This is a genomic window from Streptomyces sp. NPDC000404 (genome assembly GCF_040300365.1).
GTDB classification, from domain to species: domain Bacteria; phylum Actinomycetota; class Actinomycetes; order Streptomycetales; family Streptomycetaceae; genus Streptomyces; species Streptomyces ramulosus.
Genome location: NZ_JBEPDN010000005.1, coordinates 26,486 through 48,546, shown reverse-complemented (window position 1 = coordinate 48,546; position 22,061 = coordinate 26,486). Strand labels below are relative to the sequence as shown.

General features: G+C 71.4%; 17 protein-coding genes. 2 read left to right on the top strand and 15 right to left on the bottom strand.

Annotation, left to right across the window (positions count from 1 at the left end; genetic code table 11):
* Nucleotides 1-23: 23 nt before the first annotated feature.
* Genes ABT345_RS10400 through ABT345_RS10380 form a run of 5 tightly spaced genes read right to left on the bottom strand, consistent with a single transcriptional unit; the run spans nt 24 to nt 5,785 of the window.
* Nucleotides 24-1,208, bottom strand: a complete 1,185-nt coding sequence (locus tag ABT345_RS10400; protein WP_345086569.1) for an ABC transporter ATP-binding protein — start codon at nt 1,206-1,208, stop codon at nt 24-26.
* A complete protein-coding gene (locus ABT345_RS10395; RefSeq protein ID WP_345086571.1) occupies nt 1,195-2,235 on the bottom strand; it encodes an ABC transporter ATP-binding protein in 1,041 nt (346 codons plus the stop codon). The genes ABT345_RS10400 and ABT345_RS10395 overlap by 14 nt, the downstream gene beginning before the upstream one ends.
* Nucleotides 2,236-2,246: 11 nt before the next feature.
* Nucleotides 2,247-3,221 carry an ABC transporter permease gene (locus tag ABT345_RS10390; protein WP_345086573.1) on the bottom strand — a complete coding sequence of 325 codons (975 nt, stop codon included), beginning with the start codon at nt 3,219-3,221 and terminating at the stop codon, nt 2,247-2,249.
* Entirely contained in the window at nt 3,214-4,137 is a 924-nt protein-coding gene (locus ABT345_RS10385; RefSeq protein WP_345086575.1) for an ABC transporter permease, read from the bottom strand. The genes ABT345_RS10390 and ABT345_RS10385 overlap by 8 nt, the downstream gene beginning before the upstream one ends.
* A gap of 19 nt (nt 4,138-4,156) precedes the next feature.
* Nucleotides 4,157-5,785, bottom strand: coding sequence for a peptide ABC transporter substrate-binding protein (locus ABT345_RS10380; protein WP_345086577.1), 1,629 nt, complete (start codon nt 5,783-5,785; stop codon nt 4,157-4,159).
* A 389-nt stretch (nt 5,786-6,174) separates the two neighbouring features.
* Between ABT345_RS10380 and ABT345_RS10375 the strand changes: the two genes are divergently transcribed.
* On the top strand, nt 6,175-6,867 hold the full coding sequence (locus ABT345_RS10375) for a class I SAM-dependent methyltransferase (RefSeq protein WP_345086579.1): 693 nt from the start codon (nt 6,175-6,177) through the stop codon (nt 6,865-6,867).
* A 107-nt stretch (nt 6,868-6,974) separates the two neighbouring features.
* Here ABT345_RS10375 and ABT345_RS10370 read toward each other — a convergent pair whose 3' ends face one another.
* From ABT345_RS10370 to ABT345_RS10340, 7 genes are all read right to left on the bottom strand, one after another.
* Nucleotides 6,975-8,036 (bottom strand): ABC transporter ATP-binding protein, encoded by a 1,062-nt coding sequence (locus ABT345_RS10370; RefSeq protein ID WP_345086581.1) that lies wholly within the window; start codon nt 8,034-8,036, stop codon nt 6,975-6,977.
* Entirely contained in the window at nt 8,029-9,063 is a 1,035-nt protein-coding gene (locus tag ABT345_RS10365; RefSeq protein WP_345086583.1) for an ABC transporter ATP-binding protein, read from the bottom strand. Before ABT345_RS10365 ends, ABT345_RS10370 begins: the two co-directional genes overlap by 8 nt.
* Nucleotides 9,064-9,074: 11 nt before the next feature.
* Complete coding sequence (locus ABT345_RS10360) at nt 9,075-9,989, bottom strand: ABC transporter permease (RefSeq protein WP_345086585.1); 915 nt, start codon at nt 9,987-9,989, stop codon at nt 9,075-9,077.
* Nucleotides 9,982-10,905: an ABC transporter permease gene (locus ABT345_RS10355; protein WP_030287140.1), complete on the bottom strand. Its 924-nt coding sequence runs from the start codon at nt 10,903-10,905 to the stop codon at nt 9,982-9,984. The genes ABT345_RS10360 and ABT345_RS10355 overlap by 8 nt, the downstream gene beginning before the upstream one ends.
* Nucleotides 10,906-11,084: 179 nt before the next feature.
* Complete coding sequence (locus ABT345_RS10350; protein ID WP_345086588.1) at nt 11,085-12,710, bottom strand: peptide ABC transporter substrate-binding protein; 1,626 nt, start codon at nt 12,708-12,710, stop codon at nt 11,085-11,087.
* A 462-nt stretch (nt 12,711-13,172) separates the two neighbouring features.
* Nucleotides 13,173-15,077 (bottom strand): translational GTPase TypA, encoded by a 1,905-nt coding sequence (gene typA, locus ABT345_RS10345; protein ID WP_345086590.1) that lies wholly within the window; start codon nt 15,075-15,077, stop codon nt 13,173-13,175.
* 244 nt (nt 15,078-15,321) lie between these two features.
* Nucleotides 15,322-17,331 (bottom strand): ABC transporter family substrate-binding protein, encoded by a 2,010-nt coding sequence (locus ABT345_RS10340; protein WP_345086592.1) that lies wholly within the window; start codon nt 17,329-17,331, stop codon nt 15,322-15,324.
* 336 nt (nt 17,332-17,667) lie between these two features.
* Here ABT345_RS10340 and ABT345_RS10335 point away from each other — a divergent pair, with 336 nt between their 5' ends.
* Nucleotides 17,668-17,961, top strand: coding sequence for an Rv0250c family protein (locus ABT345_RS10335; protein WP_345086594.1), 294 nt, complete (start codon nt 17,668-17,670; stop codon nt 17,959-17,961).
* A 171-nt stretch (nt 17,962-18,132) separates the two neighbouring features.
* Here the strand turns inward: ABT345_RS10335 and ABT345_RS10330 are convergent, their stop codons facing one another.
* The 3 genes from ABT345_RS10330 to ABT345_RS10320 all read right to left on the bottom strand — a co-directional run bounded on the left by ABT345_RS10330 (nt 18,133) and on the right by ABT345_RS10320 (nt 22,052).
* Nucleotides 18,133-20,673, bottom strand: a complete 2,541-nt coding sequence (locus ABT345_RS10330) for a SpoIIE family protein phosphatase (protein WP_345086701.1) — start codon at nt 20,671-20,673, stop codon at nt 18,133-18,135.
* 284 nt (nt 20,674-20,957) lie between these two features.
* Nucleotides 20,958-21,419: an ATP-binding protein gene (locus tag ABT345_RS10325; protein WP_345086703.1), complete on the bottom strand. Its 462-nt coding sequence runs from the start codon at nt 21,417-21,419 to the stop codon at nt 20,958-20,960.
* 171 nt (nt 21,420-21,590) lie between these two features.
* Entirely contained in the window at nt 21,591-22,052 is a 462-nt protein-coding gene (locus tag ABT345_RS10320) for a (deoxy)nucleoside triphosphate pyrophosphohydrolase (RefSeq protein ID WP_345086596.1), read from the bottom strand.
* Nucleotides 22,053-22,061: the final 9 nt, after the last annotated feature.

Below are 22,061 nucleotides of genomic sequence, written 5' to 3'. Positions count from 1 at the left end.
CACGACTCCCGCCCCACCCCACCTCACTCCCCCGGCACGATCCTCCGCTCCTCCGCGAAGTGGCAGGCCGACGGGTGGGCCGCCGGGCCCGCGTCCGGGGTGGCGAAGCGTGGGGGGACCTCCAGCGGCGGGACCCGCTGTGCGCACAGGTCCTGGGCCTTCCAGCAGCGGGTGCGGAAATGGCAGCCGGAGGGCGGGTCGGCGGGGGACGGCACGTCCCCGGTGAGCAGGATCCGGGTGCGGCTCTCCCGTGCCTCGGGGTCGGGCACCGGCACCGCGGAGAGCAGCGCCTGGGTGTAGGGGTGCGTGGGGTGGTCGTAGATCTGCTCGTCGGTGCCGGATTCGGCGAGCTTGCCGAGGTACATCACGGCGACGCGGTCGGAGATGTGGCGGACGACGGAGAGGTCGTGGGCGATGAAGACATAGCTGAGGTCGAAGGTGTTCTGGAGCTTCGCCAGCAGGTTGATGACCTGCGCCTGGACGGAGACGTCCAGGGCGGAGACCGGTTCGTCGGCGACGATGATCTCGGGGCGGAGCGCGAGGCCGCGGGCGATGCCGATGCGCTGGCGCTGGCCGCCGGAGAACTGATGCGGATAGCGGTTGACGTACTCCGGGTTGAGCCCGACCACGTCCAGCAACTCCTGCACCCGGCGCCGCCGGTCGCCCTTCGGCGCCACCTCCGGGTGGATCTCGTACGGCTCGCCGATGATGTCGCCGACGGTCATCCGGGGGTTGAGGGAGGTGTACGGGTCCTGGAAGACCATCTGGATGTTGCGGCGGACGGCCTTGAGGGCGCGGCCGGACAGCTTGGTGATGTCCTCGCCGCGGTAGCGGATCTGGCCGGCGGTGGGGCGTTCCAGGCCGACCAGCAGCTTGGCGACGGTCGATTTACCGCAGCCCGACTCCCCCACGATGCCGAGCGTTTCGCCGCGGCGGAGGTCGAAGTCGATGCCGTCGACCGCCTTGACCGCGCCGACCTGCTTCTTGAAGAGGATGCCGCGGGTGAGCGGGAAGTGTTTGACGAGCCCCCGGATCTCCAGCACCGGCTCGCCGGGCGCGGCCTTCCCGCCGGCCCCGCCGTCCACCGCCGGCACCGCGGCCACCGGGATCCCGGTGGCGGGGCCCGTCGCCGCTCCTCCCACGGCGCTCCCGGCGGGGCCGCCCGGCGGGCGGAGGGCGTCGGGGGCCGGCCGGTCATCGGGCTCCATCGAGGGTCTCCTTCCAGAAGTGGCAGGCGCTGGTGCGGCCCGGGGCCACGTCGTGGAGCGGGGGCCGGTCGGTACGGCACACGTCCTGGGCGAGCGGGCAGCGGGGGTGGAAGGGGCAGCCGGGCGGGATGGCGGTCAGGTTGGGCGGCAGGCCCTTGATCGCGTACAGCTCCCGGCCCTTGTGGTCCAGGCGCGGGATGGAGTCCAGCAGGCCGCGGGTGTAGGGGTGGGCGGGGGCCCGGTAGAGGTGGTGGACGGGGGCGGTCTCGACGATGCGCCCGGCGTACATGACGGCGATGGTGTCGGCGACGTCGGCGACCACGCCGAGGTCGTGGGTGATGAGGATGAGGCCCATGTGGTACTCGCGCTGGAGTTCCGCGAGCAGGTCCATGACCTGCGCCTGGACGGTGACGTCGAGCGCGGTCGTCGGCTCGTCCGCGATGATCAGGTCCGGTTCCAGGGCCAGCGCCATCGCGATCATGATGCGCTGGCGCATACCGCCGGAGAACTGGTGCGGATAGTCGCCGACCCGGCTCTTGGCGGCGGGGATCTTGACCCGCTCCATCAGCTCGACGGCCTCGGCGCGGGCGGCCTTGCGGGACATTCCGCGGTGGACCTGGAACATCTCGCCGAGCTGGGCGCCGACGGACATCACCGGGTTCAGCGCGGAGAGCGCGTCCTGGAAGATCATCGCCATGCCGGTGCCGCGGATCCGGCGGCGTTCCTCGCGGCCGAGGGTGAGCAGGTCACGGCCCTTGAAGCGGATCTCGCCGCCGGTGACGAAGCCGGGCGGGGAGTCGAGGATGCCCATGATCGCCTGGGCGGTGACGGACTTGCCGGACCCGGATTCGCCGAGCACGGCGAGGGTCTGCCCGGCGGCGACGCGGTAGCTGACGCCGTTGACCGCCTTGGCGACGCCGTCGCGGGTGCGGAACTCCACCTTCAGGTCGCGGACGTCGAGCAGGGGCGGCCCGTCCGTGCCGGTGGATTCGGGGCGGGCCGCCGTGACGCTGTCGCTGCTGGTCATCTGCCCGCTCCTCAGCGCAGTTTGGGGTCGAGGGCGTCGCGGACCGCGTCGCCGAGCATGATGAACGCCAGCACCGTGATGCTCAGCGCCCCCGCCGGCCACAGCAGCATGTGCGGCGCGTTGCGGATGGAGGTGGAGGCGGCGGAGATGTCGATGCCCCAGGAGACGGTGGGCGGTTTCAGTCCGGCGCCGAGGAAGGACAGCGTCGCCTCCAGCGAGATGTACGTACCGAGCGCGATGGTCGCGACGACGATGACCGGGGCGACGGCGTTGGGGGCGATGTGCCGCAGCAGGGTGCGGGCGTTGCCGGCGCCGAGGGCGCGGGCCGCCTGGACGTAGTCGTTGTGCTTGGCGGTGACCACCGAGCCGCGGGCGATACGGGCGATCTGCGGCCAGCCGAGCAGCACGATGAAGCCGACGACCGGCCAGACGGTCGGGCTGGTGACGACGGAGAGGAAGACCAGTCCGCCGAGGATGACGGGGATGCCGAAGAAGATGTCGGCGATCCGGGAGAGCAGCGTGTCCCACCAGCCGCCGAAGAACCCGGCGAGCCCGCCGAGGAGGCTGCCGAGCAGGGCGGCGCCGGCGGTGGCGCAGACGCCGACGGTGATGGAGGCGCGGGCGCCGTAGACGACGCGGGTGTAGACGTCGCGGCCCTGGGTGTCGTAGCCGAAGGGGTGGCCGGGCTCCGGTCCCGCCTGGGCCTTGGCGAGGTCGGCGCGGTACGGGTTGCCGTCCGCGATCAGCTGCGGCCAGACCGCGATGACCAGCAGGAACAGGATGATCAGCGCGGAGATCACAAAGACCGGGTTGCGGCGCAGGTCGCGGACGGCGTCGCTCCACAGGCTGCGGGGTTTGCCGGTGGGGGCGCCGCCGGGTCCGGCGCCGGGGGCCCGTTCCAGGGATTCGGCCTCGCCGATGGCGAGCGCGGCGGGCCCGCCGTCGCCGTGGGTGATGGCCTCTTTGGGCGCGTAGGGGTCAGGCATAGCGGATCCTCGGGTCCAGGACCGCGTAGAGCAGGTCGACGAGGAGGTTGGCGACGAGGAAGACCAGCACGAGGATGGTCACGAAGCCGACGACGGTGGGCGAGTTCTGGCGCAGGATGCCCTGGTAGAGCTGGAATCCGACGCCGTGGATGTTGAAGATGCGCTCGGTGACGATGGCGCCGCCCATGAGCGCGCCGATGTCGGTGCCGATGAAGGTGACCACCGGGATCAGCGAGTTGCGCAGCAGATGGCGGGTGACGACGCGGCGGCGCGGCAGCCCCTTGGCGACGGCGGTGCGGACGTAGTCGGCGCGGGCGTTCTCCGCGAGGGAGGTGCGGGTGAGCCGGGTGACGTAGGCGAGGGAGACCAGCGCCAGGACGAGCCCGGGGAGCAGGAGTTCGTTCAGCGGGGCGTCGGTGGAGACGGCGGGTTTGACCCAGTTCCATTTCACGCCGAAGAGGAATTGCAGGACATAGCCGCTGACGAAGGTCGGGATGGAGACCACCACGAGGGTGAAGATCAGCACGGTGGTGTCGACGGCGTGACCGCGCCGCAGTCCGCTGAAGACGCCGAGGACGATTCCCACGACCATTTCGATGACGATGGCGACGAGGGTGAGCCGCAGCGTGACGGGAAAGGCGGCGGCCATGAGTTCGGTGACGGGCATACCGTTGAAGGCGGTGCCGAAATTCCCCTGGAAGATCTGCGCCATGTAGTGCAGATACTGCTTCCACAGCGGCTGGTCGAGATAGAGATCGGCGCGGATCTGGGCGGCGGTGGCCGGGTCGGGCGCCCGGTCGCCGAAGAGTGCGGCCACCGGGTCGCCCAGGGCGTACACCATGAGGAAGATCAGGAGCGTGCTGCCGATGAACACCGGGATCATCTGGAGCAGTCGCCGGATCACATAGCGTCCCATGAGGGCTCCGGGTTCTGGGTCAGTGGACCGTGATCTCGTTGTAGACGGGGACGCTGAAGGGGTTCAGCGCCACATTGCCGATCCGGTCGGAGTAGCCGCCGTTGCCGTTCTGGTACCAGAGCGGAATGGCCGGCATGTCCGTGGCGAGGACGCGTTCGGCGTCCTGGAATTTCTTGATGGCTTCCTTGTGGTCCGTCGCGGCGTTCGCCTCGTTGACGAGTTTGTCGAACTTCGGGTTGCTGTATTTGCCGTCGTTGGAGGAGGCTTTGGAGTAGTACATCGGCTGGAGGAAGTTCTGGATGAGCGGGTAGTCCATCTGCCAGCCGGCGCGGAACGGTCCCGTCATCTTTTCGGAGGTGATGCGGTTGCGGAAGTCGGCGAAGGTGCCGACGGGGGCGCCGACGCAGGCCTTGTCGTTGTCGAGGGCGTTGTTGATGCTGTTGCAGATCGCGTCGATCCAGTCCTTGTGAGATCCGGTGTCGGCGTTGTAGGCGATGGTCATATGGCCGCCCGGCAGCCCGCCGCCCTCCTTGACCAGCGCTTTCGCCTGTGCGGCGCGGAATTCGCAGGCTTCGCCGCAGACACCGTCCTGGAATCCGCCCTTGGCGCCGAGGACGGGTGAGGTCCAGTCGGTGGCGGGGGTGCGGGTGTTCCGGAAGATTTCCCTGGTGATCGAGGCGCGGTCGATGGCCATGGAGATACCGCGGCGGAGTTTGTCGCCGTTCTTCTTGTTCCACCGCTTGTCGTACATCGGGAAGGTGAGGGTCTGGATGACGCCCGCGGGCTGGTTGATGTAGCGGTCGCCGAGATCGGCGTGGACGTTCTTGAGCTGGGTGGCGGGAATGTCGTCGACGAGGTCGAGGTTGCCCGCCTGGAGGTCGGTGTAGGCGGTGTTGTTGTCGGTGTAGACCTGGAGGTCGATGCCGCCGTTGCGGGCTTTGTCGGCGCCCGGGTACCCGCCCCATTTCCGCAGCTTCATCACCGAGCCCTTGGTGTAGGACTCCACGGCGTAGGGACCGTTGCCGACGGGCTTTTTCACCCAGGCGTCGTGGTGGGTGTAGAACGTCCGCGGCAGCGGCATGAAGGCGCTGTAGCCGAGGGTGTCGGGCCAGCTGGAGAATTTCTGGTTCAGGTCGACGGTGAATTTCACGGGACTGACGACCTTGAGGCCGGAGAGGGTTTTCGCCGTCGGTTTGCCGTTCTCCGGGTGGACGGCATCGAAGCCCTCGATGTACTGGAAGAAGGGCGCGTTCTTCTGCCGGTTGTCGAGCAGCGCGCCGTAGTTCCAGGCGTCCACGAAGGATTTCGCGGTGACCTTCTCGCCGTTGCTGAAGGTCCAGCCGGGCTTGAGGGTGACGGTGAAGTGCCGGGAGTCGGTGGTCTCGATGCGGTCGGCGAGGACGTTCTCCGCGGCGCCGGTCCTCGGGTTGTACCGCTTCAGCCCCCGGAAGATCATCTCCAGGACCTTGCCGCCCTGGACCTCGTTGGTGTTGGCCGGTTCGAGGGGGTTTTGCGGGTCTCCCCAGGAGGAGCTGACGATGCCGGCGGCGCCCGATCCTCGGGTGTCGACCCCGCCGCCGCAGGCGGACGCCGCCAGGGCGACGGACACGGCACACACGCCCCACTTCGCGCGCTTGGCTCCCCGCATGCGGCGCCTCCTCAGCTCTCCGGCCACCCGTAGACCACATAAGAGCCCACAGCGGGATGTACTGCACTCCGGCGGCCGTGCGCATTGCTCCGTGGGGCGCGAAATCCGCCCATGTGCGCGGCGGCCGGGCGGCGCGCCGATCGGGCGTTCGGACACCGGCGGGCCCCGGCTCCGCTCCCTGGGCCCCGCGCCGGACCGCCCCGCCGGAACCCGTCCGGCCGCTGGTCCCGCCCCCGGACGGACCAACCGGCCGCCCCGCGCACCCGCCGCTCCCGGCGCCCTCCGCCGTCCGCGCGCGTCCGCATCCGCCCCCGCGCACTCCGGCGCGCGGCCCGCCCTGTCCGGAAAGGCCCCTTTCGCCGCCGGTAGCGCTGTGTTGCGATGTGGCGATGGAGCAGCGGGTGCGCGAGGGATACAAGGGCAGCGGGCCGGGGCCGATCACCCCGGACGGCTGCGCGGTCGAGCTGTACGAGCGGCTGCCGGTGGGCGAGGAGCCGGACATCATCGCGGGCGCGGTACGCCCCGCGTCCAGCATTCTGGAACTGGGCGCCGGCACCGGGCGGATGACGCATCCACTGGTCCACCGCGGCTTCGCGGTCACCGCCGTGGACGAGTCCCCGCAGATGCTGGAACGTATCAGCGGCGCCGGGACGGTCCGTAGCGCCATCGAGGAACTGACCCTGGACGCCCGCTTCGACGTCGTCCTGCTCGCCTCGTTCCTCGTCCACGCCGCGGGCCCGGGCGTGCGCGACGGGATACTGGCGACCTGCCGCCGCCATGTGAAGGACGACGGCTGTGTGCTCATCCAGCGCGAGGCGCCCGGCCGGCACGACGGGCTCCCGGCCGAGCGCCGCGTCGACGGCGGGCTGATCCGGGTGGTCTCCTCCGAGCCGGTGCGCCCGGGCGTGCGCTCGGTGCACGTCGAGTACGACTTCGCCGACGCGCGCTGGACACAGACGTTCCTGTCCTGCCCGCTGACCGACGAGGCGTTCGACGCGGCCCTGGCCGGCGCCGGACTCGCCGTCGACCGCTACCTCACCGCCGACCGCACCTGGGTCCGCGTCGTCCCGCGCGACAACTGAAGGGGCGCGGCCGCCCCCTGCACGCACTTCGGGCCGGACTCCGCACACGCTTCGGGCCGGTCCCCGCGCGCTCCGCGGGGCCCGGCCCGAAGCCGCGAGCAACGGCGCTACGCCGCCCCCACCACGTCCCGGACCTCCGCGAAGTGGCAGGCCGAGGGGTGGGCCGCCGGGGACGCCGCGTCGCGGAAGCGGGCGGGCACGGCCAGCTCCGGCGTCTCGGTCGCGCACCGCTCCTCGGCCTTCCAGCAGCGGGTGCGGAAGCGGCAGCCGGACGGCGGGTCGGCCGGGGACGGCACATCGCCGGTGAGGATGATCCGGTCGCGGCCCTCACGCGCCTCGGGGTCGGGCACCGGCACCGCCGACAGCAGCGCCTGGGTGTACGGGTGCGTCGGATGGTCGTAGATCTCGGCGTCGGTGCCGATCTCCGCCATCCGCCCCAGGTACATCACGCCGACCCGGTCGGAGATGTGCCGGACGATCGACAGGTCGTGGGCGATGAAGAGGTAGCTGAGGTCGTACTCCTTCTGGAGCCGGGCCATCAGGTTGACCACCTGCGCCTGGACGGAGACGTCGAGGGCGGAGACCGGCTCGTCGCAGATGATGATCTCCGGGTTGAGCGCGAGGCCGCGGGCGATGCCGATGCGCTGGCGCTGGCCGCCGGAGAACTGGTGCGGATAGCGGTTGAGGTACTCCGGGTTGAGCCCGACGACGTCGAGGAGTTCCTGCACCTTGCGCCGCCGGTCGCCCTTGGGTGCCACCTCCGGGTGGATCTCGAAGGGCTCACCGATGATGTCGCCGACGGTCATCCGCGGGTTCAGCGAGGTGTACGGGTCCTGGAACACCATCTGGATGTTGCGGCGGACGGCCTTGAGGGCCCGCCCCGACAGCTTGGTGATGTCCTCGCCACGGTAGAAGACCTCACCGGCGGTGGCCCGCTCCAGGTTCATCAGCAGCTTGGCGACGGTCGACTTGCCGCAGCCGGACTCCCCCACGATGCCCAGGGTTTCGCCGCGGTAGAGGTCGAAGGAGACGCCGTCGACCGCCTTCACCGCGCCGACCTGCTTCTTCACCAGCACCCCGCGGGTGAGCGGGAAGTGCTTGACGAGGCCGCGGACCTGGAGGATCGGCTCACGGCCGTCCGCGGCAACCGCCTTGACCGGCTCAGCCATTGACCGTCTCCTTCCAGAAGTGGCAGGCGCTGCGGCGGCCTTCGCCGAGGGTGTGCAGTGCCGGGGTGTCCGTACGGCACAGGTCCTGCGCCTTGGGGCAGCGCGGGTGGAAGGCGCAGCCCTGCGGGATGTTCAGGAGGTTGGGCGGCAGACCCTTGATCGCATACAGCTCCCGGCCCTTGTGGTCCAGGCGCGGGATGGAGTCCAGCAGGCCGCGGGTGTAGGGGTGCGCCGGGTTCTTGTACAGCTCGTGGACGGGCGCGGTCTCGACGATCCGGCCCGCGTACATCACCGCGATCTTGTCGGCGACGTCGGCGACCACGCCGAGGTCGTGGGTGATGAGGATGAGGCCCATGTGGTACTCGGCCTGCAGCTCCGCCAGCAGGTCCATGACCTGGGCCTGGACGGTGACGTCGAGCGCGGTGGTCGGCTCGTCCGCGATGATCAGATCGGGCTCCAGGGCCAGCGCCATCGCGATCATGATGCGCTGACGCATACCGCCGGAGAACTGGTGCGGGAAGTCGCCCGCCCGGCTCCGCGCGGCGGGGATCTTGACCCGGTCCATCAGCTCGACGGCCTTGGCCAGCGCCGCCTTCTTCGACAGGCCCTGGTGGACGCGGAACATCTCGCCGAGCTGGTAGCCGACGGTCAGCACCGGGTTCAGCGAGGAGAGCGCGTCCTGGAAGATCATCGCGATCTTGGCGCCGCGCAGCCGGCGGCGGGCGTCGGCGGACATCGCGAGCATGTCCTCGCCCCGGAAGCGGATCTCGCCGCGCGGGATCTTCGCCGGGGGCATGTCGAGGATGCCCATGATCGCCTGGGCGGTGACGGACTTTCCGGACCCGGACTCGCCGAGCACGGCCAGCGTCTCGCCCGCCGACACGCTGTAGTTGACGCCGTTGACGGCCTTGACGACGCCGTCGCGGGTGTGGAATTCGACGTGCAGATCGCGGACCTGGAGCAGCGGGGTGTCCGCCTGCTCCCCGGCGCGCGGCGCGGGGACGGCCTGCTTCTTCTCGGTGGTCATGTACGCCTCCCTCAGCGCAGCTTGGGGTCGAGGGCGTCGCGGACCGCGTCGCCGAGCATGATGAACGCCAGCACCGTGATGCTCAGCGCCCCCGCCGGCCACAGCAGCATGTGCGGCGCGTTACGGATCTGGGTGGCGGCGGACGAGATGTCGATGCCCCAGGAGACCGTCGGCGGCTTGAGGCCGACGCCGAGGAACGAGAGCGTCGCCTCCAGCGAGATGTACGTACCGAGCGCGATGGTCGCCACGACGATGACGGGCGCGAGCGCGTTGGGCGCGATGTGCCGCAGCAGCATCCGCGGGGTGCTCGCCCCGAGCGCGCGGGCCGCCTGGACGTAGTCCTGCTGCTTGGCGGAGATGACCGCCGAGCGCGCGATACGGGCGATCTGCGGCCAGCCCAGGACCGCCATCAGCAGCACGACGGTGAAGATCGAGCCGCCCTTGATGACGGAGAGGAAGACGATGCCGCCGAGCAGCACCGGGATGCCGAAGAAGATGTCGCCGATCCGCGAGAGCACCGCGTCCCACCAGCCGCCGAAGAACCCGGCGAGCCCGCCGAAGACGCAGCCGAGGACGGCGGCGAGCAGGGTGGTGCAGATGCCGACGACGACGGAGGCGCGGGCCCCGTACACCGTGCGGGCGTACACGTCGCAGCCCTGGGTGGTGAAGCCGAAGGGGTGGCCCGGGGCCGGGCCCTGCTGGGAGCGGCCGAGGTCGCAGGCGTAGGGGCTGGTGCCGGTCAGCAGGCCCGGCCAGATCGAGATCAGGACCAGGAAGAGGATGAGGACGGCGGAGAGGTAGAAGATCGGGTTGCGGCGCAGGTCGCGCCAGGCGTCGCCCCACAGGCTGCGCGGTGCGGCCGCCGCCTCGGGCACGGCCGCCGTCTCGGATGCGGTCGCGGGGGCCTGTTCGGTGATCTCAGGCATAACGGATCCTCGGGTCCAGGACCGCGTAGAGCAGGTCGACGATCAGGTTGGCGGCGAGGAAGACGACCACGAGGATGGTCACGAAGCCGACGACGGTGGGCGCGTTCTGCCGCAGGATGCCCTGGTAGAGCTGGTAGCCGACGCCCTGGATGTTGAAGATCCGCTCGGTGACGATGGCGCCGCCCATCAGGGCGCCGATGTCGGTGCCGAGGAAGGTGATCACGGGGATCAGCGAGTTGCGCAGCAGGTGCACCCCGACGACGCGCCGCCGGGGCAGGCCCTTGGCGGTGGCGGTGCGGATGTAGTCGGAGCGGATGTTCTCGGCGATCGACGTCCGGGTGAGGCGGGCGACGTAGGCGAGGGAGACGCCGGCCAGCACGATGCCGGGCAGCAGCAGTTCGCCGAAGGCCACGTCATTGGAGACCGCCGGAGCGGCCCAGGCGAGCTTCACGCCGATGAAGTACTGGAGCAGATAGCCGGTGACGAACGTCGGGATGGAGATCACCAGCAGGGTGAAGACCAGTACGCCGGTGTCGACGAGGCGGCCGCGGCGCATCCCGGCGACGATGCCGAGCCCGACGCCGACGACGACCTCGATGGCGAAGGCCACCAGCGTCAGCTTGATGGTGTTGGGGAAGGCCGAGCCCATCAGTTCGGCGACCGGCGTGCCGTTGAAGGCGGTGCCGAAGTCGCCGCGGAAGATGCCGGCCATGTACTGGAGGTACTGGCTCCAGAGCGGGTCGTTCAGGTGCAGGGATTCCCGGATCTGGGCGGCGGTGGCCGGATCGGGCGTCCGGTCTCCGAACATCGCGGCGACGGGGTCGCCGAGTGCGTAGACCATGACGAAGATCAAGAAAGTGGTGCCGATGAAGACGGGCACCATCTGGAGCAGGCGTCGGATGACGTAGCGCCCCATGTGTCCTCCAGGAAACGCCGACGCGGGGGCGGCCGGGGGCGCGCCCGGGACCGGGTGGTCGCGGGCGTGGCCGGCTGCTCCTGCCGCCGTGAGCGGGTGTGTTCTCGCAGGCGGGGCCAACCCCGGGAGACCGGCGGGCAGTTGGTGCCCGCCGGCCTCTCACAGGTGGCCGCGTCGGGTCAGCCCTTGACCTTGATCTGGGTGAAGACCGGGAGGCTGAAGGCGTTCAGCTGGACGCCGGAGACGTGCTCGGACCAGCCGGCGGTGCCGTTCTGGTACCAGAGCGGGATGCTGACGGCCTGGTCGAGGACGATCTTCTCGGCCTGCTTGTAGAGGTCGGTGGCCTTCTTGACGTCCGGTTCGGCGCCGGCCTGCTTCAGCAGGGCGTCGAACTTCGGGTCGCTGAACTTGGCGTCGTTGGAGGCGCCGCCGGTCGCGTACAGCGGGGTCAGGAAGTTCTCGATCTGCGGGTAGTCCATCTGCCAGCCCGCGCGGAACGGCTGGACCATCTCCTGCTTGGTGATCTGGTTGCGGAAGTCACCGAAGGTGCCGACGGGGTTGCCGACGCACGCCTTGTCGTCGCCCAGCACGGTGTTGATGCTGTTGCAGACGGCGTCCACCCACTGCTTGTGGGAGTCCTTGTCGGCGTTGTAGCTGATGGTCATCTTCCCGCCGGGAAGGCCGCCGCCCTCCTTGATCAGCTTCTTCGCCTCGGTGGGGTTGTACGTGCAGGTGTCGCCGCAGATGTCCTTGCTGTAGCCGTTGGCGTCGCCGAGGACGGGCGAGGTCAGGTCGGTGGCCGGGGTGCGGGTGCCGTTGTAGACCTTCTCGGTGATCGCCTTGCGGTCGATCGCCATGGACAGGCCCTTGCGGACCTTCTCCATGCCCGGCTTGTTCCAGCTGTCCTTGTACAGCGGGAAGGTGACGACCTGGTTCACGCCGGCGGGCTGCGAGAGGTAGCGGCCCTTGAGGTCCGACTTGGCGTTGCGGATCTGCTCGGCGGGCACGTCGTCGTCGACGTCGAGGTTGCCGGACTGCAGGTCCGCGTAGGCGGCGTTGGAGTCGGTGTAGACCTTGAGCAGCACGCCCTTGTTCTGCGGCTTGTCGTCCCCGGCGTAGTGCGTGTTGGGGACGAGCTTCATCTGCTTGCCCTTGTCGTACGAGTCCACGGCGTACGGGCCGTTGCCGACGGGCTTGGCGAGGTAGCCGTCGTGGTCGCTGAAGAACGTCTTGGGCAGCGGCGCGAACGCCTTGTAGCCCAGGCGCAGCGGCCAGGTCGACATCTTCTCGGTCAGCGTGACGGTGAAGGTGTGGTCGTCGACGACCTTGAGGCCAGAGAGGGTCTTCGCGGTCGGCTTGCCCTCGGCGGGCGCGACCTTGTCGTAGCCCTTGATGTCGGCGAAGAAGTACGAGTTCTTCTGGGCGTTGGTGGCGAGCGCGCCGTAGTTCCAGGCGTCGACGAACGAACGGGCCGTCACCGGCTCGCCGTTGGAGAACTTCTCGCCCTTCTTCACCTTGATGGTGAAGGTCTGCTGGTCCTTGGTGTCGATGGACTGCGCGACGTCGTTCTTCGCCTCGCCGGTCTTCGGGTCGTAGCTCTTCAGGTTGCTGAAGATCATGTCGAGGACCTTGCCGCCGAGCACCTCGTTGGTGTTGGCGGGCTCCAGCGGGTTCTGCGGGTCACCCCAGTTGGCCCGGACGACGCCCGGTTCGGCGCTCGCACTGCTGCCGCCGCCACAGGCCGTGGCCCCCAGGGCCACGACTATCGCTCCTGCGACCCAGGTGGCGCTCTTGGCACCGCGCATGGGATTGCCTCCTCATGAGTCCATTTCTCGATATGGAAAGGAGCCGGCGCGACTGACACCCCTGACAGTCCGCAACCAGCCCCCGATGCTCGTGAGTCGGCGCTTCTTACGGCGCATGACCCATTGACCCGAGCTCAATACCGCCCAGTCTCAGTCACGTTCCGGCCATAAACCACGCGTAAATGGTCTCGATTAGGTCACATATCCCACTGATGCAGTTCGAAATTCGGACAAAGCAAACTATCCACACGTGCAGGAAAGGGACGAGGTGGGCAATGTCACTGGAGCAGTGTTCCGAATAACGGACATCGCACCAAAGCGTCGAGGTCCAGCCACCGTTGACAAGATCAATTCACAGCGGTAAAAGCTGCCGCGCTCCCGGACCGGCGGCCGTCCCCGCACACGGCGAAGCGCCCCGCCGGACCGGAGTCCCGCGGGGCGCTTCGTCGGATGAGCGGTGCGTCAGCGCTTGGCGCGCGACGCGGTGCGGCCGCGCTCCTTCTGGTCGAGGACGACCTTGCGGATACGGACCGCCTCCGGGGTGACCTCGACGCACTCGTCGTCGCGGCAGAACTCCAGGGACTGCTCCAGGGAGAGCTTCCGCGGCGGGACGATCGCCTCGAAGGAGTCGGCGGAGGAGGAGCGCATGTTGGTGAGCTTCTTCTCCTTGGTGATGTTGACGTCCATGTCGTCGGCGCGGGAGTTCTCGCCGACGATCATGCCCTCGTACACCTCGGTGCCCGGCTCGGTGAAGAGCACACCGCGCTCCTGGAGGTTGGTCATCGCGAACGCGGTGACCGCACCGGAGCGGTCGGCGACCAGCGAACCGTTGTTACGGGTCTTCAGCTCGCCGAACCACGGCTCGTGGCCCTCGTGGATGGAGTGGGCGATGCCGGTGCCGCGGGTGTTGGTCAGGAACTCCGTGCGGAAGCCGATCAGACCGCGCGAGGGGACGACGAACTCCATGCGGACCCAGCCGGAGCCGTGGTTGGACATGTTGTCCATCCGGCCCTTGCGGGTGCCCATGAGCTGGGTGACCGCGCCCATGTGCTCCTCGGGCACGTCGACCGTCATGCGCTCGACCGGCTCGTGGGTCTTGCCGTCGACCTGCTTGGTGACCACCTGCGGCTTGCCGATGGTCATCTCGAAGCCCTCCCGGCGCATCTGCTCGACCAGGATGGCCAGCGCCAGCTCACCGCGGCCCTGCACCTCCCAGGCGTCGGGGCGCTCGGTGTCCAGGACGCGCAGCGAGACGTTACCGATCAGCTCGCGGTCGAGGCGGTCCTTGACCTGGCGGGCGGTGACCTTGCGGTCCTTGACCGCGGACTTGGCGTCCGCGCCCTTGCCGGTGCCGCCGCGGCCGACCAGCGGCGAGGTGTTGGTGCCGATGGTCATCGAGATGGCGGGCTCGTCGACCGTGATCAGCGGCAGCGCGACCGGGTTCTCCGGGTCGGCCAGCGTCTCGCCGATCATGATGTCGGGGATACCGGCGACCGCGCAGATGTCACCGGGACCGGCGACCTCGGCGGGCTTGCGGGTCAGCGCCTCCGTCATCATCAGCTCGGTGATGCGGACGTTCTGCACCGAGCCGTCGCGCTTCATCCAGGCCACGGTCTGGCCCTTGCGCAGCTCGCCCTGCTCGACACGGAGCAGCGCGATACGGCCGAGGAAGTTGTCCGCGTCGAGGTTGGTGACGTGGGCCTGGAGCGGGGCGCTCTCGTCGTACTCCGGCGCCGGGACGTGCTGCAGCAGCGTGGAGAAGAACGGCTCCAGGTTGGTGGAGTCCGCCGGGACGGTGCCGTCCTCCGGCTTGGTCAGCGACGCGATGCCGTCACGGCCGCACGCGTAGACGATCGGGAACTCGATCTGGTCCTCGTCGGCGTCCAGGTCGAGGAAGAGGTCATAGGTCTCGTTGACGACCTCGTCGATCCGCGAGTCGGGGCGGTCCGTCTTGTTGATGCAGAGGATGACGGGCAGCCGCTGGGCCAGCGCCTTGCGCAGCACGAAGCGGGTCTGCGGCAGCGGGCCCTCGGAGGCGTCGACCAGCAGGACGACCGCGTCCACCATCGACAGACCACGCTCGACCTCGCCGCCGAAGTCGGCGTGGCCGGGGGTGTCGATGATGTTGATCGTGATCGGCTCGCCACCGTCCTTGGGGTGGTACTTGACCGCGGTGTTCTTCGCGAGAATGGTGATGCCCTTCTCGCGCTCCAGGTCGTTGGAGTCCATGACCCGGTCGTCGACGGAGTCGAGCTGGTGAGCGGCGAAGGCCCCCGCCTGCTTGAGCATGGCGTCGACGATGGTCGTCTTGCCGTGGTCGACGTGGGCGACGATGGCGACGTTACGGATGTCGTGGCGCGTGGGCACTTGCGGCGCTTCTCCCGGAATCGTGGTGGGCGGCGCGTACGGTCCGGCACGCGCGCCTGCCGGGCATGAGAAGCCACGGCCTCACCCCATGGTACGTGGCTGTCGCGGCTTCGGCCGCCCCAGCCCGCTCGCACCCGCCCTGACCTGCACGTTCTCACCGATTGTCCGGGCTCTCGCCGACCGGATTCCACCCGCGCGCCGCCGCGCCGTCAGCCGGTGCGGCGGCGCGGCGGCGGGCCGGGGCTCACTTCGCGTAGCCGATGTCCTGGAAGCGCGGGGCGGCGAAGCCGAAGGAGCCGATGTTGACGAGGGACTTCTTCGTGGCGACCAGCTCGGGCCGCTGGTAGAGCGGGATCGAGCCGGCCGCCGCCCAGATCCGGGCATCGGCCTTGTTCAGCGCCTCCCGCGCGGCCTTCGGGTCGAGGTCGGAGACCGCCTCGTCGAAGAGCTGGTCGACGCGGTCGGAGCCGACGCGGGTGTAGTTCTGCCCGACGCTGAGCGAGCCGTCCGGCGCGGGCTGCGGCTTGGCGTAGACCGGCCGGGCGTCGGTCGACGGGTAGGCGGAGCCCGGCCAGGAGTAGAGCGCGAGGTCGTAGTCGCCGGCCTCGATGTGGTCCTGGAAGAAGCTGTCGCCGGCGACCTTCTGGACGGCGGTGGCGATGCCGATCCGGGAGAGCATCGTGGCGATCCGGTGGCCGACGGTGCGCAGCTCGGCGGAGCCGGGGCCGTCCGGCACGACGAAGCGCAGGGTGAGCGGCCTGCCGGCCTTCTTCACCGCCGGCGCCTGCGCCGCGATCTGCTCGCCCGCCTTCCCCGGGCCGCCCGCCGCCATGTCGCCGGGGGCGCCGCCGTGACCGGCCTGCGCATCGCCGTTCGCGGGCTGCGGCGAGGACTGCGCCTGCCGGCCCGAACGCCAGCCGGCGTCCGCGAGCAGCGTCTTCGCGGCGTCGGTGTCCGTACCGCCGACGGCGTCGCTGTGATCGGCGTACCCCTCCTGCCCGGCCAGCAGCAGATGGCTGCCGGGCGTCGTGGCGGGCAGCCGCAGCGGCTTGAGGACGGTGTCGGCGAGGGCCTGGCGGTCGATGGCGCGGGCCACCGCGCGCCGCACCCGGTTGTCGGCGAGCGGCCCGCTGCCGCCGTTCAGCGCGAGCTGGGTGTAGGCGGGCTGCAGGGCGCGGCGGACGGTGTAGCCGCGCAGCGTCTTGCGGGCGGCGGCGGCCCGGGCCTCGGCGCGCGCCGCCTCGGAGCCGCGGGCGGCGGCCTGGGCGCGCACGGCGTCGGCGGCGACCTCGCCGCGCGGGGTGTCCTCGCCGCCCGCGGCCTGGGCGCCCGCGTTGCCCGCGTGGACGCTCTTGGGGACCCCGGCGGGCCCGGCGCCGCCCCCCGCCTCGTCGATCTTCTTCGCGACCGCCGCGTCGACCTCCGCGACGTCGACGTCCCCGGAGCTGAGCGCCTCGGCCCGCTTCCCGCGCGGCACGGCGCGCAGCTCCAGCCGGTCGAGCTTGGCGGGCGCGCCCCACCAGTGGCGGTCGCGCTCCAGGGTGAGGGTGCCGTCGTCGGAGTTCCGGTCGCCGACGGCGAACGGTCCGGCGGTCACCGGGAGCCGGTCGCGGGCGCCGTCGTTGAAGTCGTCGGCGTTCTCCATGACGGACTTCGGGTAGAGCGGGGAGAACAGCGCCTGCCAGTCCGCGTAGGGCCGGGCGAAGGTGACCTTGACCTCGTGCGGCCGGGCGCCCTGCTCGACCTGCGCGATGCGGTCGTATCCGGCGTTGCGGGCGGTCCAGTACGCGTGGTCGGTGCCGCGCAGCGCCTTCCACTGGGCGACGAAGTCGGCGGCGCCGATCGGGCGGCCGTCGCTCCAGCGGGCCTTGGGGTTGAGCTTGTAGACGACGACCTGCCGGGGCTCGCGTTTGGTGACGTCGGCGGCGGTGAGGTAGTCGGCGTTGCGCTGCGGGGTGCCGGTGCGGTCGAGGGTGAACAGCTGCGGCAGGACGGCGCCGGTGACCTGCGCGGTTGCCGCGTCGGCGTCGGTGTGGAAGGCGTTGAGGGTGCCGGGCAGCGCGTCGACGGCCCAGCGGACGGTGCCGCCGTTGGCGACCCGGCCGCGCGGCGCCGCCGCGATGTCCTGGGCGAGGCCCGCGCCGCCGCCCCCGTCGTCGTCCGCGCACCCGGCCAGGACCGGCAGCGCCAGCACCCCCGCCGCGAGGAGGGCGGCGCGGCGCACGGCGCGGCCTGGTCTGACGTGGTCGGTCATGGCAGTTACCTCCGGGGCTCGCCGACGCCGCGCCGAGCGTGCCGCGACACGTCCGGCCCACTTGGCTGCTCATCACATCTATGGCACCCACTGAAGGCGACCCGGGACGGCCCGGCCGCCCGACACGGCGGCGCCCCGGGGCAAGGCCACCCGCCCGGCGGAAGAGCGGGACGGGGCGGCCGGGAGGCGGGGCGGCGGCCGCGGCGCCCGTCCCGCCTTTCCCGCCCCACCGCGACGCGGGACACTCGGGACAGAGGAGGTCGTCCCCGCGCTCCGGAGACCTCGCCCCGGCGCCGGCGGCCTTTCCGGAGACGTTTTCGGCAGAGAGGGCGGACCATGTCCCTGCACGACGAGCTGACGGCGGCCGAACGCACCCTGGACGAGCTGGCACGGGCCGTGGAGCGGCTGGAGCGGCGGCTCGGCGACGGCCTCGACATCCGCCGGGTGCGCACCGACACCGACCATCTGGGCGACAGCCTGCGCCTGCTCCGCGCCGCCACCGGCACGGCCCGCGCCACCGGGCCCGGCGACGACCGCGTCGTCCCCGTCCCCGACACCCCGTACGACAGCGCCCTGTGGTCCGACGCGGAGGACGAGGGCCTGGGCGCCAAGGACCGGCACGCGCCCTGAGCCGGGCGGGAGCGGGGGCCCGGACCCGGGAGCCCCGGGCCGGGGCGCGGGCGTCCGCGGCCCGGACGCGGGACGTCGGGCCGTATGCGAGAAGCACCGCGGCCGTCGGAGCCCGGGCCGGGGCCCGTCCCGTACGCGGCGAGCCGCCCCGCACGGGAGGCGGCCCGCCGCTCAGAACATGCTGAGCAGCGCCTCGGTCGGATCCGGCGCCGGGTGGTCCCCGTCCGGCAGGGCGAGTTCGAACCAGACGGTCTTGCCGCGCGGGGTGCGTCTGCTGCCCCAGCCCGCGCTGAGCAGGCCGACCAGCTGGAGCCCGCGGCCGCCCTCGTCGGTGTCGCGGGCGCGGCGGCGGCGCGGCTGGGCGAGGTCGGCGTCCCACACCTCGCACACCAGTGAACGGTCGCGCAGCAGCCGCAGCCGGATCTCGCCGTGGCCGTGCCGCAGCGCGTTGGTGACCAGCTCGCTGACGAGCAGCTCGGTGGTGTCCACCAGCTCCGTGAGGCCCCAGTCGGTCAGCTGGTCGCGGGCCAGCTCCCGGGCCCGCGCCACCGACCGGGCCTCCGGCGCCAGGCTCCAGTCCCCCACCGCGTCCTTGGGCAGCCCGTGCACCCGGGCCATCAGCAGCGCGATGTCGTCCTCGCCGTGCGAGGTGTCCAGGGTGGACAGGACGTGGTCGCAGGCGTCCTCCAGCGGCCGGTCGGCGTCGAGCGCGCCGCGGAACGCCTCCAGCCCCTCGTCCAGCGGATGGTCGCGGGATTCCACCAGGCCGTCGGTGTAGAGGGCGAGCAGCGCGCCGTCCGCCAGCTCCACCTCGGTCTCCTCGAACGGCTCGCCGCCCACGCCCAGCGGCATGCCCGGCGGGACGTCCAGCAACGCCGCCTCCGCGCCCTCCTCGACCAGCACCGGCGGCAGATGCCCGGCGTTGGCGAAGGTGGCACGGCGGCTGATCGGGTCGTAGACGGCGTAGACGCAGGTGGCGAGGTAGACCTCGGAGAGATCGGCGGTCCCGGCGGCGTGCGGGACGCCGGGGGCCGGGGAGCGGCCGGCCGCGGAGCGCTTGCCGCCGCGGCCCTCGCCACCGCCGAGACCGCGGGCGACCTCGTCCAGCGCGGCCAGCACCTCGGCCGGTTCCAGGTCGAGGAGGGCCAGCGTGCGGACGGCGGTGCGCAGCTCGCCCATGGCGACGGCGGCGCGCAGCCCGCGGCCCATGACGTCGCCGACGACCAGCGCGGTGCGGTGGCCGGGCAGCTCGATGACGTCGAACCAGTCGCCGCCGACCTCGGTGGCGGTGGTGCCCGGCAGATAGCGGCAGGCGATGTCGAGGCCCGCGGCCTCCGGGTCGCCGGGCGGCAGCAGGCTGCGCTGGAGCATCAGCGCGCGCTCGTGCTCGCGGCGGTAGAGCCGGGCGTTGTCGATGCAGACCGCGGCGCGGGCCGCCAGCTCCACGGCGAGCGCGGTGTCCCGCTCCCCGAACGGCTCGCTGCCCTTCGTCCGGGAGAACTGCACCAGGCCGACGACGGTGTCCCGGGCGACCATCGGCACGGCGAGCGTGGAGTGCACCACGGCGCCCAGCTCGCGGCCCTCCTCGCCCTCCCGGCCCGGAACGATCTGCGCCTGGGCGGTGCGCAGCGCGCCCGCGCACGGAGAGTTGAAGGGATAGCGGTGGACCGCGCCGACCGCGACCGGGCTGCCCTCGGGACAACAGGCCATGGTGGCCAGCGGCGCGTCGGAGACGGCGCTGGAGAACGCGACGCGGCGCAGCTCCGCGCTGCCGTCGCTCATCCCGGGCGGCGCCTCGTCGCCGGCCAGCAGCCCCTGGTAGAGGTCGACGGAGGCCAGGTCGCAGAACTGCGGGACGGCGACGTCGAGGAGGGTGCGGGCGGTGGTCTCCAGGTCGAGGGAGTTGCCTATGCGGGCGCCCGCCTCGTTGAGCAGCGCGAGGTTGCGCCGGGCGTTGGCGGCCTCGCGTTCGGCGCGGCGGCGCCCGGTGACGTCGGAGGCGAGCGCGGCGACGCCGATCGGGCGGCCGCTGGCGCCGTGCAGGCGGTAGAGCGAGACCGACCAGCGGCGCCGGTCCTCCGCGCCGGGCACCACGCCGACCAGCTGCATCTCGGTCACCGACTCACCGGTCTCCAGCACCCGCCGCAGCGCCGCCGTCATCCGCTCGGCCTCGGCCCGCGGCAGGAAGTCGTACGGGGTGCCACCGCGGTACTTGCTCGCCGGGCCGCCGAAGACGGTGGCGAACCGCTCGTTGACGCGGAGCAGCCGCAGCCGGGTGTCGAAGAGGGTGAAGCCCATCGGGGACTGGCCGAACACCGCCTGCGCGGCGGCGAGGTCGGTCTCGATGCCGCGCAGCGCCTTGACGTCGACGACGAGACAGAGCGCGGCCCGCTCGCCGGACTCCGTCGCGGACGGCATGACGTAGATCTCCGCGAGCCCGTCGGCCTCGGCGCCGTCCGCGCGGCGGTAGGGCACCAGGCCCGTCCACTCCCGGCCGTCCAGGATCCGGGAGACCGCGCGGTGACCGGTCTCCCGCAGCTCATGGGGGACGAACGCCTCGACGGGGTCCTTGCCGACGGCCTGTGCGGCGGAGATGCCGAGCATCTCGGCGGCCCGCTCGCTCCAGCCGTCGATGCGGCCGTCGGGCCCCAGGGAGAAGGACGCGAGGCGGATGTAGTCGTAGATCGACCCGGGCCGGCTGGACTGCCACACCGGCGGTTCCTGCTGGGCTCGGGCAGGCGGGACGAGGACCTGGTCGGCCTGCCCCTTTCCGCCGTGACCTGCGGTCTGCGCGGGAACCGTCCCGCCGGATGACAACTCGCTCACGAGCCCCGTCCCCTCCAGCTCATCGTGCCCGGACCGGACCTGCCGAGTAAATCAGCACCTCGGCACTTCGGAACACGGTCTTCACGATCACAGCACAGTCTCGATCGCGGCTCCGGCACGGTTTGCCGACGAATGGGCAACGACGCGTGTCGACCGGATCCACCTGTCTCCTAACCAGCCACCGACAGCTCGAACCACACGGTCTTGCCGCCCTTGCCGTGCCGCGTCCCCCAGCGCCGGGAGGCGCGGGCGACCAGTTGCAGTCCGCGACCGCCCTCGTCGTCGGGGGCGGCGGTGCGCTCCAGCGGCGGATCGGGCAGCGGATCGGAGACCTCGACGAGGAGTCCACCGCCGAGCCGTTCCAGCCGGACGCCGATCGGACCGCTGGCGTACGTCAGCGAGTTGGTGACCAGTTCGCTGACGAGCAGGACGGCGGTGTCGGCGATGCCCGCGAGACCCCAGTCGGCGAGGGTCGCCCGGACCGTGGCGCGTGCGGTGCGGACGGCGCCGGGCTCGGCGGGAAAGCTCCATTCGGCGACGGGGAAAGGGCCGGGAACCGTGCCACGACGGCGGACGGCGGCATGTGCCGAGTCGGGCGACCCTGCCGCTGCGCTGTCGCTCACGCCGATCACTTCCCCTGGCACGGTGGCCCACCACGCACGCTCGCAAATGAGTCATTCAGGACATACCCGATAATCGCCCGCCCGTACCGCCCGCGCGCGACCGCCCGCGCCACCCGGACGAACCGGCCGCCCGGCCGGACCCGCCACCACGACCCGCCGGCCACCGGCCGTCCGGCACGCTCAGAGCGGGGCCCGCCCGCCGGGCACGGTGGAGCGCGAGGGCGCCTGCGGCGCGGCGCCGCCCTCGCCCTCCCGCAGCCGCCGCATCGCCGCGGCGACGGCCGGCCGGTCCTGATCCAGCCAGTTCACCGACAGCTCCTCGTCCGGCTCCAGCCAGCGCAGCTCGTCGTGATCCTGGAGCGGCCACGGCTCGCCGGAGACCAGCTTGGCGACCCAGACCCGCAGCACGAAGCCGGGGCGCAGCGGCCACTCGCCGGCGATCGGCTCCAGCGGCTCGACCTCGACGCCCAGCTCCTCGCGCAGCTCGCGGACGAGCGCCTGCTCGGGACTCTCGCCGTCCTCCACCTTGCCGCCGGGCAGCTCCCAGCGACCGGCCAGCGCGGGCGGCGCGCTGCGCCGGGCGGCCAGCAGCCGCCCCCGGTCGAGCACCGCGCCGCCCACCACCACACGCACCGTCGTCATACGCGGCAG